We start from the raw sequence: 13,638 nt of genomic DNA, 5'->3' as shown, positions 1-13,638 counted from the left end.
AACATCAGGAGGGGATGGGTAACGGCGGAACGTCCCCAAGAAAAAGGCCGGGGCCCCGCGAGAGGCCCCGGCCTGGGAGAGATCCGGGCCGGGCATCGTGCCCGGCCCGCATTCACCTTACAGCGAGTAGTACTGCACGAACTCGATCGGGTGCGGGGTCATCTCGTAGCGCAGCACCTCGGTCATCTTCAGCTCGATGAACGAGTCGATCTGGTCGTCCGAGAACACGCCGCCCTCCTTGAGGAAGGCCCGGTCCTTGTCGAGGTTGGCGAGCGCCTCGCGGAGCGAGCCGCACACGGTCGGGATCTTCTTCAGCTCCCGCGGCGGCAGCTCGTAGAGATCCTTGTCCATGGCCGGACCCGGGTCGATCTTGTTGCGGATGCCGTCGAGGCCGGCCATCAGCAGCGCCGAGAAGGCGAGGTAGGGGTTCGCCATCGGGTCGGGGAAGCGGACCTCCACGCGCTTGGCCTTCGGGCTCTTGGTCCACGGGATGCGGCAGGAGGCCGAGCGGTTGCGCGCCGAGTAGGCGAGCAGAACCGGCGCCTCGTAGCCCGGCACCAGGCGCTTGTACGAGTTGGTCGACGGGTTGGTGAAGGCGTTCAGCGCCTTGGCGTGCTTGATGATGCCGCCGATGTACCAGAGGCACTCCTGGGAGAGACCGGCATACTTGTCGCCGGCGAAGACCGGCTTGCCGTCCTTCCAGATCGACTGGTGGACGTGCATGCCCGAGCCGTTGTCGCCGTAGACGGGCTTGGGCATGAACGTCGCCGACTTGCCGTAGCTCTGCGCGACGTTGTGGATGCAGTACTTGTAGATCTGCATGTGGTCGGCGAGCAGGGTCAGCGTGTCGAACTTCATGCCGAGCTCGTGCTGGGCCGAGGCCACCTCGTGGTGGTGCTTCTCGACCTTCACGCCCATGGACTGCATGGCCGCGAGCATCTCGCCGCGCATGTCCTGCGCCGAATCCTGCGGCGGGACGGGGAAGTAGCCGCCCTTGGTCTGCACCCGGTGGCCGAGGTTGCCGCCCTCGTAATCGGTGAAGCCGTTGGTCGGCAGCTCGGTGGAGTCGAGCTCGAAGCCGGTGCGGTAGGGGTCGGCGCCGAACTTCACGTCGTCGAACACGAAGAACTCGGCCTCGGGGCCGACATAGATCGTGTCGCCGATGCCGGTCTGCTGCAGGTAGGCCTCGGCGCGCTTGGCGGTGCCGCGCGGGTCGCGGCCGTAGGGCTCGCCGGTGGCCGGCTCCAGCACGTCGCACACGATCGACATGGTCGCGGCCGAGAAGAACGGGTCCAGGGTGGCGGTCACCGGATCCGGCATCAGCAGCATGTCGGACTCGTTGATCGCCTTCCAGCCGGCGATCGAGGAGCCGTCGAACATGGTGCCCTCGTCGAAGATCTCCTCGTCGATGAGCGACACGTCGAACGTGACGTGCTGCCACTTGCCGCGCGGGTCGGTGAACCGGAAGTCCACGTAGCGCACGTCGTTGTCCCGGATCGTCTTCAGCACCTCGGCCGCAGTGGTCATCGTGGGCATCCTCCAGGGATCTCTGAATCGTCTCTCGGGGCGCACCCGCACGCGGTCGCGTGCGCCGGCAAGCGGGGCTTGATATCCGGCGCGGGCGTGCCTTGCCACCCGCCGGGCCCCGGAATCGGCGGCCGGATAGAACGATCGGTCCGCGATTGCGTCCGATCTCGAAACCGTGATCGCGCCATACCGTTTCTAGGGCACCGTTGTTCTCCGGCAATGGCCCTGCTGGCACGATCCATGCGAAGGCGGCCGCAGCCGTCGACGAGGCGGCAAGCCGTTCGCGTCTTCCCGGGTTGCCCAGGTCGCGCATCGATACGGACGAGAGAACCGGAATGACCAAATATAAGCTCGAGTACATATGGCTCGACGGGTACACGCCGACCCCGAACCTCCGCGGTAAGACGCAGATCAAGGAATTCGACAGCTTCCCGACCCTCGAGCAGCTCCCGATGTGGGGCTTCGACGGCTCGTCCACCAAGCAGGCCGAGGGCGGCAGCTCCGACTGCATGCTGAAGCCCGTGCGCCACTTCCCCGACCCGGCCCGCAAGAACGGCGTGCTGGTGATGTGCGAAGTGATGATGCCGGACGGCGTGACCCCGCACGAATCCAACAAGCGCGCCACCATCCTGGACGATGCCGGCGCCTGGTTCGGCTTCGAGCAGGAGTACTTCCTGTACAAGGACGGCCGCCCGCTCGGCTTCCCGGCCTCCGGCTACCCGGCGCCGCAGGGCCCGTACTACACCGGCGTCGGCTACTCGAACGTCGGCGACGTCGCCCGCAAGATCGTCGAGGAGCACCTCGACCTCTGCCTCGATGCCGGCATCAACCACGAGGGCATCAACGCCGAGGTGGCCAAGGGCCAGTGGGAGTTCCAGATCTTCGGCAAGGGCTCCAAGAAGGCCGCCGACGAGATGTGGATGGCCCGCTACCTCCTGCAGCGCCTCTGCGAGAAGTACGGCATCGACGTCGAGTACCATTGCAAGCCGCTCGGCGACACCGACTGGAACGGGTCGGGCATGCACTGCAACTTCTCGACCGCGTTCATGCGCGAGCACGGCGGTAAGGCGTATTTCGAGAAGCTCATGGAGGCGTTCAAGAACGCCCGCGAGGAGCACATCGCCGTCTACGGTCCGGACAACCACATGCGCCTGACCGGCAAGCACGAGACCGCCTCGATCCACGAGTTCTCGTACGGCGTGGCCGATCGCGGCGCCTCGATCCGCGTGCCGCATTCCTTCGTGAACAACGGCTACAAGGGCTACCTCGAGGATCGCCGTCCGAACTCCCAGGGCGACCCCTACCAGATCGCCTCGCAGGTGCTGAAGACGATCGCTTCCGTGCCGGCCGAGGCCGCTGCAGCCGCGTAAGACGCGGGGGAAGCGTCAGAGCTTCTCACAGAACGAACGAAGCCGGGCCCTCGGGTCCGGCTTCGCCGTTTCCGGATCGGGTGGGCCGGTCCGTGACCCGTGCCAGCGCTCCAGGATAGCGAGCTCCGCTCGGCGGCCCTGTAACGTCTGGGTATCGCGGGGTGCGTGGACGGGCGGAACGCCCGAGTTTCGGGTCTCAGGATCGGCGCGGGCGCTCGTCGTCGCGGATCGCCGCCTCGTGGTACCACGCGCCGCCGCCGAGGCTCGGCACGGGTGCGGGTTTCGCATCCGGAGCGGCCCGCGCGGTCAGGCGCGAGCGCCGGAACGCGGACAGATCGTAGATCTTGGCGCTCTCGCGCGGGTCCGTCGCGGCCATCGCACATCCTCCTGCATCGGGTTCAAGCGGCCGATCAGGCCAGCCGTTCCCGATGATGTGGGGTGTGGAAGGCGGCGCTCCAGTGCGGAGCGCGCCGATGCCGGACATTCGCGCAGTGCGAAATCTTAGGCAGAGAAGCGTTGCGGGAGCGGGACGGCCCGCGTCAGATCGCGTCCGTTCCGGTCTCGCCGGTGCGGATGCGGATCGCTTCCTCGATGGTCGAGACGAAGATCTTGCCGTCGCCGATGCGGCCGGTCTGGGCCGACTTGCGGATCGCCTCGACGGCGCCCTCCACAAGGGCGTCGGACAGAACGATCTCCAGCTTCACCTTGGGCAGGAAGTCGACCACGTATTCGGCGCCCCGGTAGAGCTCCGTATGGCCCTTCTGACGGCCGAAACCCTTCGCCTCGATGACGGTGATGCCCTGGAGACCGACCTCCTGGAGCGCCTCCTTCACTTCGTCGAGCTTGAAAGGCTTGATGATCGCTTCGATCTTCTTCATGCCGCTCGGGCCTGCGCTGCGGTGCCGGGCATTTCTAACATCCTCGTGACGCCTCCGCCATGCCGTTTTCGCGGCGTGCCCAACCATAGTGCCTATTTCATGTGCGATCCACGCACATCCTTCAGGCGCTTCTCCGGTTTTTGGCGCGTTTTTAGTCAGGGCTGATCGGTGCACGGGCAGAGGGGAGGGCGGACATGCGGTTGTTGACGGTCGCGGCGATGAGGCGGGTCGATGCGGCAGCCATCGACGGCGGCGTGCCGGGCCTCCGGCTGATGGAGGCTGCCGGCGCCGCGGTCGCCGCCCGCGCCCGGGCTCGCCTGCCGGCGGGCGGAAAGACGGTCGTCCTGTGCGGACCCGGCAACAACGGAGGCGACGGCTTCGTGGCCGCGCGCCTGCTGGCGGAGGCCGGCTACGGCGTCGACCTCGTCCTTCTCGGTGAGCGTGCGGCGCTAAAAGGGGACGCCGCCCTGGCCGCCGAGGCCTGGACGGGACCGGTGCGTCAGGTCGACGGCAGCCCGCTGCCGTCCTGCGACCTCGTGATCGACGCCCTGTTCGGGGCCGGTCTGTCGCGCGATCTCGACGGCGCCGCCCGCGCGCTCGTCGAGGCGGTGAACGCCGCCGGGGTCCCGGTGCTCGCGGTCGACGTGCCGACCGGGATCGACGGCAATACCGGTGCGGTGCGAGGTGTCGCGATCCGGGCGGTGGAGACCGTGACCTTCGTGGCGTTCAAGCCCGGACACCTGCTCCAACCCGGACGCAGCCTCTGCGGGCAACTCAGCCTCGCGGATATCGGGACCGGACCGGAGGCGCTCGCGGTCGGTCTGGCCGTCGGCCCGCCGCTCCATCGGAACGGGCCCGACCTGTGGGCCGGAGCCTTCCCGCGGCTCAGCGGATTGAGCCACAAATACACCCGCGGCCACGCCCTCGTGCTGTCCGGGCCGGCCACGAAGACCGGGGCCGCCCGGCTGGCCGCCCGCGGGGCCCTGCGGGTCGGCGCCGGGCTCGTGACCGTCGCGTCGCCGCCCGCGGCGCTCGCTGAGAACGCCGCGCATCTCACGGCGATCATGCTGCGGCCTTGCGAGAGTGCCGATGACCTCGACGACCTGCTCACCGACGAGCGGCTGAATGTGGTTCTGGCCGGTCCGGGACTCGGGACCGGCGAGCCCACCCGGGAACGCGTCGCCGTGGCGGCGGCGGCCGGGCGCGGCCTCGTTCTCGATGCCGACGCGCTGACGAGCTTCGCCGGGCAGGCGCGCCTTCTCGCCGCCCATTTGGCGGATGGCGATGCCCGGGCCGTCCTGACCCCCCATGCCGGCGAGTTCGCGCGGCTCTTCGACGGTACGGCGGCGGCAGGCGCCGCCGACAAGGTCGCGCGGACCCGCGCGGCGGCGGAACTCACCGGCGCCGTCGTGGTCCTCAAGGGCGCCGATACTGTCGTCGCCGCCCCGGACGGCCGCGCGGCGATCAACGACCACGGCAGCCCCTATCTCGGCACTGCGGGCTCCGGGGATGTGCTGGGTGGCCTGATCGCCGGCCTGATGGCCCAGGGCATGGACCCCTTCGAGGCCGCCGCCACCGGGGTGTGGCTCCACGGCGATGCCGGCCTGCGCCACGGTCCCGGCCTGATCGCCGAGGACATCCCGGAGCTGATGCCGGCGGTGCTCCGGGACCTCGTCGAATCCGCGCTCAGGTGACTTCGAAGACGGTCCACAGGCCGGTGTCGAACCGCTCCAGCACCGTGGCGCTGATCAGCCAGCGCCCCGGATTGTCGGCCAGGAAGCCGATCCGTGCGGTCCTGCCCTCCAGGAGCTGGAACGTGTCCAGCCAGTAGGGCTCCCAGCCATCGTCGAGGGGGTGGAGCAGCCGGAAGCAATGGCCGTGCAGGTGCAGGGCCTGGGGAAAGGCGGTATCGTTGCGCAGGGCCAGCACCACGACCTGGCCGCGCTTCACCGAGAAGATCGGCTGGAGGCCCGTGGTGCCGCTCACACCGTTCACCGACCAGATCTTCTGCGGATCGCCCGTATAGACGGCGTCGGGCGCCGGACCGTCCTTGGCGCCTCCCTTGTCCTTCGGCACGAAGGCGCCGCCGGTGATCACGACGTCGCGGCGCAGGGCGTTCTGGAGCTTGACCTCGGCCGGCAGGCGCTTGTTCTCGCCGATCGGCCCGATCGGCGGCCGCTTCTCGGTGATCTTGGCGCCCTTCGTGGTGACGCTGGCCAGGATGAGGCCCTTGCCGATCAGCGCGTGGATCGCGCAGGTGGCGCCTTCCTCCTCCGGCAGGTCGACGAGCAGGTCGTAGCGGGTTCCCGGCGGGAAGGGCAGGGTGGCCCGGAGCGGCTCGAACGTGTCGGTGGGCTGCCCGTCGACCGCCGCCACATAGACCTTGACGCCTTCGAACTTGATGCGCGTCGCCCGGGCGTTGCAGGCATTGCCGAGGCGCAGGCGGACCCGGGCCCCGGGGCGGGCCTCGAAGATGCCCGGCACCGGCTTGCCGTTGACCGTGACGAGGTTGCCGAGGCGCCCGTGTGCGGCCGCGAGCGGAACCTGCCCGAAGGGCAGGAGCGTGCCGTCATCCTCGAGCCGCCAATCCTGCAGGACGACGCTGACATCGGCATCGACGGCGGGCGGATTCGCCTCCTCGACGACCAGCATGCCCGCGAGCCCGCGCCCCGACGGTTCGCTCGACCCCCCGACGACCAACGGCCGGATCAGGTAGGAGCCGGCATCCGGCGGCGTGAACGCGTAGAGGAAGTCGCCGCCCGGCGGGATCGGCGCCTGGGTCACCCCGCCGACGCCGTCCATGGCGTTGACGTTGCGCACCCCGTGCCAGTGCAACGCGAGCGGCTTGTCGGTCCGGTTCTCGACCTTCAGCCGCACCGGCTGGCCGAGCTTGACCCGGACGACGGGCGGCAGGGCCTTGCCATCGAAGCACCAGACCGGCGTTTCGGGCGCGGGCTCCGGCCGGAACCGAGCCCGGCCGGGGGCCGCCGGCAGGGCGGCCGGTTCCGGTTGCGCCGGAGACGCCGCCCCGTTGCCGGGGGGCGGGCTCGGCGCCTGGGCCCGCGCCGCGTCCGGCACCAGCCCGAAGGCGGCGGCGGTGGCGAGGAGGCTCCGGCGCGACGGCGAGCCGGCGCGCGAATCGGTCGGCGGCACGGGGCGGGATGGCGGCATGGGATCTCGGCTGCGGCTCGCGACGGGTTCGCTCCATAGCGGCGTGTCGGCTCCCGCGCCACAGGGGTAAGTTTTTTGCTGCGGGCCGGCCGGCCCATGCTATAGGGCGCGCTTCCGGCGGCCGGCGATGCGCCGGATGTCGGCGCGCGCGGGCGTGGCGGAACTGGTAGACGCGCTGGATTTAGGTTCCAGTGTCGCAAGACGTGGGGGTTCGAGCCCCTCCGCCCGCACCAGGACGTCTGCTGCGGTAGCGGTCCCCTCGGGACCCTCCGTCCCGTACCCGACATCTCGGCATCCCGGTCCGCGCGAGCACGACGCCGGCCCGCCCGGCGAACCCAGGTTTCTTTGAAGAGCGACGACGACGATGCAGGTGACCGAGATCAACGCCCAGGGGCTGAAGCGCGAGTTTCAGGTTCTGCTGGCCGCCCAGGAACTCGAGGAGCGCCTGACCAACGAGCTGTCCGGCATGAAGGACAAGGTGCAGCTCAAGGGCTTCCGCCCCGGCAAGGTGCCGGTCGCGCATCTGCGCAAGGTCTACGGCCGCTCCGTGATGGCCGAGGTGGTGCAGAACGCCGTCAACGAGGCCAATCGCCAGATCGTCGCCGACAACGGCCTCAAGCTCGCCCTGGAGCCGCAGGTCGAGTTCCCGAGCGATCAGGCCGAGGTCGAGAAGGCGCTGGACGCCAAGGGTGACCTCGCCTTCAAGGTCGCCCTCGAGGTGATGCCGAGCTTCGAACTCGCCGACCTCTCCGACGTCAGCCTGACCAAGCGCGTCGCCAAGCCTTCCGACGCGGAGGTGGACGAGGCCCTGGAGCGCATGGCCGGCCAGGGCCGCCCGTTCGCCGAGCGCGACGAGGGCGCGGAGGCCCAGAGCGGCGACCGCGTCACCATCGACTTCGTCGGCCGCATCGACGGCGAGGAGTTCCAGGGCGGCAAGGGCGAGGGCATCGATCTGGAGCTCGGCTCCGGCTCGTTCATCCCGGGCTTCGAGGACCAGCTCGTCGGCGCCAAGGTCGGCGACAAGCCGCTCGTGAAGGTCACCTTCCCCGAATCCTACGGGGCCGAGCACCTCGCCGGCAAGGACGCCGAGTTCGACGTGACGGTCACGAAGATCCAGGCGCCGGGCGAGGCCAAGGTGGACGACGAGTTCGCCAAGTCCATGGGCATGGAGTCGCTGGAGAAGCTCCGCGAGGCCGTGTCGGAGGCGATCGGCCGCGACTTCGAAGCCGCCACGCGCCGCCGCCTCAAGAAGGACCTCCTCGACGCCCTGGACGGCAAGTACGCCTTCGAGCTGCCTCCGTCCCTGGTGGCGCAGGAATTCGCCGCGGTCTGGGCCCAGGTCGAGCAGGACCTCAAGACGCGCGGCAAGACCTTCGAGGATGAGGACACCACCGAGGAGAAGGCCCAGGCCGAGTACCGGAAGATCGCCGAGCGTCGCGTTCGGCTCGGTCTCGTGCTTGCGCAGGTCGGCGAGAGCGCCGATATCAAGGTCTCGGATGAGGAGGTGAACCAGGCCCTCATCGCCCGGGTCCGGCAGTTCCCGGGCCAGGAGCAGCAGGTCTGGGACTTCTACCGGAAGAATGCGCAGGCGCTCGCGGAACTCCGCGCGCCCCTGTTCGAGGAGAAGGTCGTTGACCACGTCCTCGGGCAGGTCAAACTCGTCGAGGAGCCTGTCTCGAAAGAGGCGCTTTTCGCAGACGAAGATGACGACGACACGACCGGCGAGAAGCCGGCAGACAAGGCCGAGGCCAAGACCGAGGCAAAGGCCGACTGAGTCCCGCCCTGTCCGAGCGACGGCGGGCAAGGGTTAGGCGATGGTTAAGCATCGCCGGTGTTCGCTGACATGCCCGGGGCTGCCCTGATTCGCGGCAGCCCCGGGCCTCACTCCTGGGCAGGACGAGATGAGAGATCCGATCGACGTCTACAACAATGCGCTCGTGCCGATGGTCGTCGAGCAATCGAGCCGCGGCGAGCGCGCCTTCGACATCTACTCCCGCCTGCTGCGCGAGCGCATCATCTTCCTCACCGGCCCCGTGGAGGATTACGGCGCGTCGCTGATCGTGGCGCAGCTGCTGTTCCTCGAGGCGGAGAACCCGAAGAAGGAAATTTCCTTCTACATCAACTCCCCCGGCGGCGTGGTCACCTCGGGCCTGTCGATCTACGACACGATGCAGTTCATCCGCTGCCCGGTGACGACGCTGTGCGTCGGCCAGGCCGCCTCCATGGGATCGCTGCTGCTCACCGCCGGCGAGCCCGGCCATCGCTTCGCCCTGCCGAACGCCCGGATCATGGTCCACCAGCCGTCGGGCGGCTTCCAGGGCCAGGCGACCGACATCCTGATCCATGCCCGCGAGATCGAGGCGCTGAAGCGGCGCCTGAACGAGATCTACGTGAAGCACACGGGTCGCGACTACGACACGATCCACACCGCCCTTGAGCGCGACAATTTCATGACCGCGGACGCGGCCAAGGAGTTCGGGCTCATCGACGAGGTGATTGAGAAGCGCCCCGAGCCGGCAGCCGCCTGATCGGATCCGCGACGCCTGACCGCCGCGGCGCGGCCTTGATCCCGCCGCGGCAGCGTGTTTGCATCCGAGATCGGGCCCTTCGGTCAAAGGCGCGCAGCACACTGTTTCTTTAAACGGGCCCCCTACATTCAAACGATGCGCGTCCGCCCCCTTGCCGGCTGCGGACGCGAGGAATCGGAGACCGATATGAGCAAGACTGGCGGCAACGACTCGAAGAGCACGCTGTATTGCTCGTTCTGCGGCAAGAGCCAGCACGAGGTCCGCAAGCTGATCGCTGGCCCGACCGTGTTCATCTGCGACGAGTGCGTCGAGCTGTGCATGGACATCATCCGCGAGGAGTCGAAATCCTCGCTGGTGAAGAGCCGTGACGGGGTGCCGACCCCGAAGGAGATCCGCCGCGTCCTCGACGACTACGTCATCGGCCAGGACTTCGCCAAGAAGGTCCTCTCGGTCGCCGTGCACAACCACTACAAGCGGCTCGCGCACGCGACGAAGCACAACGACGTCGAGCTGGCCAAGTCCAACATCATGCTGATCGGGCCGACCGGCTCGGGCAAGACGCTGCTCGCGCAGACGCTCGCCCGCATCCTCGACGTGCCGTTCACCATGGCGGATGCCACGACCCTCACCGAGGCCGGCTACGTCGGTGAGGACGTGGAGAACATCATCCTCAAGCTGCTCCAGGCCTCGGACTACAATGTCGAGCGGGCGCAGCGCGGCATCGTCTACATCGACGAGATCGACAAGATCTCCCGCAAATCCGACAACCCGTCGATCACCCGCGACGTGTCGGGCGAGGGCGTGCAGCAGGCGCTCCTGAAGATCATGGAGGGCACGGTCGCCTCCGTTCCGCCCCAGGGCGGCAGGAAGCACCCGCAGCAGGAATTCCTGCAGGTCGACACGACCAACATCCTGTTCATCTGCGGCGGCGCCTTCGCGGGGCTGGAGCGGATCATCTCCCAGCGCGGCAAGGGCACCTCGATCGGCTTCGGCGCGACCGTGCAGGCCCCGGACGACCGCCGCACCGGCGAGATCTTCCGCTCGGTCGAGCCGGAGGACCTGCTGAAGTTCGGCCTCATCCCCGAGTTCGTCGGCCGCCTGCCGGTCCTGGCAACCCTCGAGGATCTCGACGAGGCCGCGCTGAAGAAGATCCTGCAGGAGCCGAAGAACGCCCTGGTCAAGCAGTACCAGCGGCTGTTCGAGATGGAGAACGTCGATCTGACGTTCCAGGACGACGCGCTGTCGCTCGTCGCCCGCAAGGCGATCGAGCGCAAGACCGGCGCCCGCGGCCTGCGCTCCATCCTGGAGACGATCCTGCTCGACACGATGTACGACCTGCCGGGCCTCGAGTCCGTGGAGCAGGTCGTGATCGGTCCGGAGGTGGTCGAGGGCAAGTCGCGCCCGCTCTACATCCACGGCGACCGCAACAAGGAAGCGCCCGCCAGCGTCAGCGCGTAAGCGCTTGGTAGGGTTGCGTTAAGCGCCCGGCTCCGGCCGGGCGCGCTGCGGGGAACATCTTGAAAACGCTGCGCCCCGCAGCCACCTCAGGCTCAGCGCGGTGGCCGCACGCTCCTTCGAGGTCCGGTCCGCGTCACCAGCCGCAAAGTTTTCGAAATTCCGACCCTCGCGGCCCGGTCGGCCCCTGGCTGTAGGCGCGCTCCATGCTTGGAGGTGCCGAACCCGGGCGTCCCTGAGAGGAAGTCAGCATGTCACAGTCGAAATCGCGCCAGCCGGTGGTCCCGGGCACGACGGGCACCTACGCCGTCCTCCCCCTGCGCGACATCGTCGTCTTCCCGCACATGATCGTGCCCCTGTTCGTGGGGCGCGAGAAGTCGATCCGCGCCCTTGAGGAGGCGGTCCGCACCGACCGCCACATCCTGCTCGCCACCCAGATCAACGCGGGCGACGACGATCCGGCCACCGATGCGATCTACAAGATCGGCACCCTTGCCTCCGTCCTCCAGCTCCTGAAGCTGCCCGACGGCACCGTGAAGGTGCTGGTGGAAGGCGTCGGCCGCGCCAAGGTCACGGGCTTCACCCGCTCGGACGAGTACTACGAGGCCACCGCCGAGGCCCTGCACGACGAACTCGGCGACCGCGTCGAGGCCGAGGCGCTTGCGCGCTCGGTGCTCTCGGAGTTCGAGAACTACGTCAAGCTGAACAAGAAGATCTCGCCCGAGGTCGTCTCCGCCGTGACCCAGATCGACGAGCCGTCCAAGCTCGCCGACACGATCGGCTCGCATCTGCTCGTCAAGATTTCCGACAAGCAGGGCATCCTGGAGACCCCCACGGTGGCGCAGCGCCTCGAGCGCGTGCTGTCGCTCATGGAGAGCGAGATCTCCGTGCTGCAGGTGGAGAAGCGCATCCGGACCCGCGTCAAGCGGCAGATGGAGAAGACCCAGCGCGAGTACTACCTGAACGAGCAGATGAAGGCGATCCAGAAGGAGCTGGGCGACTCCGAGGATGGCCGCGACGAGCTGGCCGAGCTGGAAGAGAAGATCGAGAAGACCAAGCTCTCCAAGGAAGCCCGCGACAAGGCGACGGCGGAGCTGAAGAAGCTGCGCCAGATGTCGCCGATGTCGGCCGAGGCGACCGTCGTGCGCAACTACCTCGACTGGATGCTCGGCATCCCGTGGGGCAAGCGCTCGAAGATCAAGAAGGATCTGCTCGGCGCGCAGGCGCTCCTCGACGAGGACCATTTCGGCCTCGACAAGGTCAAGGAGCGGATCGTCGAGTACCTCGCCGTGCAGCAGCGGGCGAATAAGCTTACCGGTCCGATCCTGTGCCTCGTCGGTCCCCCCGGCGTCGGCAAGACCTCGCTCGGCAAGTCCATCGCCAAGGCGACGGGTCGTGAGTTCGTGCGCATGTCGCTCGGCGGCGTGCGCGACGAGGCCGAGATCCGCGGTCACCGCCGGACCTATATCGGCTCGATGCCCGGCAAGATCGTGCAGTCGATGCGCAAGGCCAAGACCTCGAACCCGCTCATCCTGCTCGACGAGATCGACAAGATGGGCATGGACTTCCGCGGCGATCCGTCGGCGGCGCTCCTCGAGGTGCTCGACCCTGAGCAGAACAGCACCTTCAACGACCACTACCTGGAGGTGGATTACGACCTCTCGAACGTGATGTTCGTGACCACGGCCAACACCCTCAACATCCCGGGCCCGCTCATGGACCGCATGGAGGTGATCCGCATTGCCGGATACACCGAGGAGGAGAAGGTCGAGATCGCGCGCAAGCACCTGATCCCGAACGCCCTGAAGAAGCACGGGCTGGGGACGCACGAGTGGTCGATCGACGATGACGGGCTGATGATGCTGGTCCGCCGCTACACGCGGGAGGCCGGCGTCCGGAACCTGGAGCGCGAACTGTCCAACCTGATCCGCAAGGCGGTGAAGGAGATCCTGATCACCAAGACCAAGTCGGTCGCGGTGACGACGGAGACCCTTCCGGTCTTCCTCGGCCCGCCGAAGTTCCGCTACGGCGAGATCGACGCGGACGATCAGGTCGGTGTGGTCACGGGTCTGGCCTGGACCGAGGTCGGCGGCGAGTTGCTGACGATCGAGGGCGTCATGATGCCCGGCAAGGGCAAGATGACGGTCACCGGCAATCTGAAGGACGTGATGAAGGAGTCGATCTCGGCGGCGGCGAGCTACGTCCGCTCCCGGGCGATCGACTTCGGGATCGAGCCGCCGCTCTTCGAGCGTCGCGACATCCACGTCCACGTTCCGGAGGGGGCGACCCCGAAGGACGGTCCGTCGGCCGGCATCGCTATGGCCACCGCGATCATCTCGACGCTGACCGGGATCCCGGTCCGCCGCGACGTCGCGATGACCGGCGAGGTGACGCTCCGCGGTCGGGTCCTGCCGATCGGCGGCCTGAAGGAGAAGCTGCTCGCCGCGCTGCGCGGCGGCATCAAGACGGTGCTGATCCCCGAGGAGAACGCCAAGGACATCGCCGAGGTGCCCGACAGCGTGAAGAACGGGCTGGAGATCGTCCCGGTCTCGCGGATGGATCAGGTGCTGGAGAAGGCGCTGGTCCGTCAGCCCCAGGCGATCGAGTGGGAAGAGCCGCTGCCGGTGGCCAAGCCTGCCCGGACCGAGGAAGACGGCGCCGCCTTCGTGGCTCACTGACGAAGACGTCCGAATGAGACGAGCCCCCGGA

At 68.1% G+C, this 13,638-nt stretch carries 10 protein-coding genes and 1 tRNA gene; 7 read left to right on the top strand and 4 right to left on the bottom strand.

Going from position 1 to position 13,638, the window contains the following annotated elements; genetic code table 11:
- Positions 1-117: 117 nt before the first annotated feature.
- A complete protein-coding gene (gene glnA / locus GGQ91_RS01915; RefSeq protein ID WP_043385529.1) occupies positions 118-1,527 on the bottom strand; it encodes a type I glutamate--ammonia ligase in 1,410 nt (469 codons plus the stop codon).
- 335 nt (positions 1,528-1,862) lie between these two features.
- Here glnA and GGQ91_RS01910 point away from each other — a divergent pair, with 335 nt between their 5' ends.
- Positions 1,863-2,897: a glutamine synthetase beta-grasp domain-containing protein gene (locus GGQ91_RS01910; RefSeq protein ID WP_043347488.1), complete on the top strand. Its 1,035-nt coding sequence runs from the start codon at positions 1,863-1,865 to the stop codon at positions 2,895-2,897.
- A gap of 196 nt (positions 2,898-3,093) precedes the next feature.
- On the opposite strand, the gene GGQ91_RS01905 is transcribed toward GGQ91_RS01910, so the two are convergent.
- Together GGQ91_RS01905 and GGQ91_RS01900 are read right to left on the bottom strand one after the other, a co-directional pair.
- Positions 3,094-3,273 carry a DUF2735 domain-containing protein gene (locus GGQ91_RS01905; RefSeq protein ID WP_043347490.1) on the bottom strand — a complete coding sequence of 60 codons (180 nt, stop codon included), beginning with the start codon at positions 3,271-3,273 and terminating at the stop codon, positions 3,094-3,096.
- 163 nt (positions 3,274-3,436) lie between these two features.
- Complete coding sequence (locus tag GGQ91_RS01900) at positions 3,437-3,775, bottom strand: P-II family nitrogen regulator (RefSeq protein WP_003600526.1); 339 nt, start codon at positions 3,773-3,775, stop codon at positions 3,437-3,439.
- A 194-nt stretch (positions 3,776-3,969) separates the two neighbouring features.
- Between GGQ91_RS01900 and GGQ91_RS01895 the strand changes: the two genes are divergently transcribed.
- A complete protein-coding gene (locus GGQ91_RS01895; RefSeq protein WP_182591238.1) occupies positions 3,970-5,469 on the top strand; it encodes an NAD(P)H-hydrate dehydratase in 1,500 nt (499 codons plus the stop codon).
- Here GGQ91_RS01895 and GGQ91_RS01890 read toward each other — a convergent pair.
- Entirely contained in the window at positions 5,462-6,946 is a 1,485-nt protein-coding gene (locus GGQ91_RS01890; RefSeq protein WP_182591237.1) for a multicopper oxidase family protein, read from the bottom strand. The two genes, GGQ91_RS01895 and GGQ91_RS01890, sit on opposite strands and share 8 nt — an antisense overlap.
- 148 nt (positions 6,947-7,094) lie before the next feature.
- Here GGQ91_RS01890 and GGQ91_RS01885 point away from each other — a divergent pair.
- The 5 genes from GGQ91_RS01885 to lon all read left to right on the top strand — a co-directional run bounded on the left by GGQ91_RS01885 (position 7,095) and on the right by lon (position 13,607).
- Positions 7,095-7,179 (top strand) — tRNA-Leu (locus GGQ91_RS01885).
- 131 nt (positions 7,180-7,310) lie between these two features.
- A complete protein-coding gene (gene tig, locus GGQ91_RS01880) occupies positions 7,311-8,720 on the top strand; it encodes a trigger factor (protein WP_043347496.1) in 1,410 nt (469 codons plus the stop codon).
- Positions 8,721-8,847: 127 nt separating this feature from the next.
- On the top strand, positions 8,848-9,474 hold the full coding sequence (locus tag GGQ91_RS01875) for an ATP-dependent Clp protease proteolytic subunit (RefSeq protein ID WP_012322036.1): 627 nt from the start codon (positions 8,848-8,850) through the stop codon (positions 9,472-9,474).
- A gap of 186 nt (positions 9,475-9,660) precedes the next feature.
- Positions 9,661-10,932 (top strand): ATP-dependent Clp protease ATP-binding subunit ClpX, encoded by a 1,272-nt coding sequence (gene clpX, locus GGQ91_RS01870; protein WP_043385521.1) that lies wholly within the window; start codon positions 9,661-9,663, stop codon positions 10,930-10,932.
- 248 nt (positions 10,933-11,180) lie between these two features.
- The gene (lon, locus tag GGQ91_RS01865) at positions 11,181-13,607 is read left to right on the top strand and encodes an endopeptidase La (RefSeq protein ID WP_182591236.1); all 2,427 of its coding nucleotides are present in this window, start codon (positions 11,181-11,183) and stop codon (positions 13,605-13,607) included.
- The last annotated feature ends 31 nt before the right edge of the window (positions 13,608-13,638 follow it).

The sequence above is a fragment of the Methylobacterium fujisawaense genome (genome assembly GCF_014138435.1).
GTDB classification, from domain to species: Bacteria; Pseudomonadota; Alphaproteobacteria; order Rhizobiales; family Beijerinckiaceae; genus Methylobacterium; species Methylobacterium fujisawaense.
This window is presented reverse-complemented; position numbering and strand designations above follow the sequence as displayed.

Coding starts and splice junctions, on each gene's coding strand:
- tig (WP_043347496.1), top strand. CDS start 7,311: ATGCAGGTGACCGAGATCAACGCCCAGGGGCTGAAGCGCGAGTTTCAG.
- clpX (WP_043385521.1), top strand. CDS start 9,661: ATGAGCAAGACTGGCGGCAACGACTCGAAGAGCACGCTGTATTGCTCG.
- glnA (WP_043385529.1), bottom strand. CDS start 1,527: ATGACCACTGCGGCCGAGGTGCTGAAGACGATCCGGGACAACGACGTG.
- lon (WP_182591236.1), top strand. CDS start 11,181: ATGTCACAGTCGAAATCGCGCCAGCCGGTGGTCCCGGGCACGACGGGC.
- GGQ91_RS01895 (WP_182591238.1), top strand. CDS start 3,970: ATGCGGTTGTTGACGGTCGCGGCGATGAGGCGGGTCGATGCGGCAGCC.
- GGQ91_RS01875 (WP_012322036.1), top strand. CDS start 8,848: ATGAGAGATCCGATCGACGTCTACAACAATGCGCTCGTGCCGATGGTC.
- GGQ91_RS01910 (WP_043347488.1), top strand. CDS start 1,863: ATGACCAAATATAAGCTCGAGTACATATGGCTCGACGGGTACACGCCG.
- GGQ91_RS01905 (WP_043347490.1), bottom strand. CDS start 3,273: ATGGCCGCGACGGACCCGCGCGAGAGCGCCAAGATCTACGATCTGTCC.
- GGQ91_RS01900 (WP_003600526.1), bottom strand. CDS start 3,775: ATGAAGAAGATCGAAGCGATCATCAAGCCTTTCAAGCTCGACGAAGTG.
- GGQ91_RS01890 (WP_182591237.1), bottom strand. CDS start 6,946: ATGCCGCCATCCCGCCCCGTGCCGCCGACCGATTCGCGCGCCGGCTCG.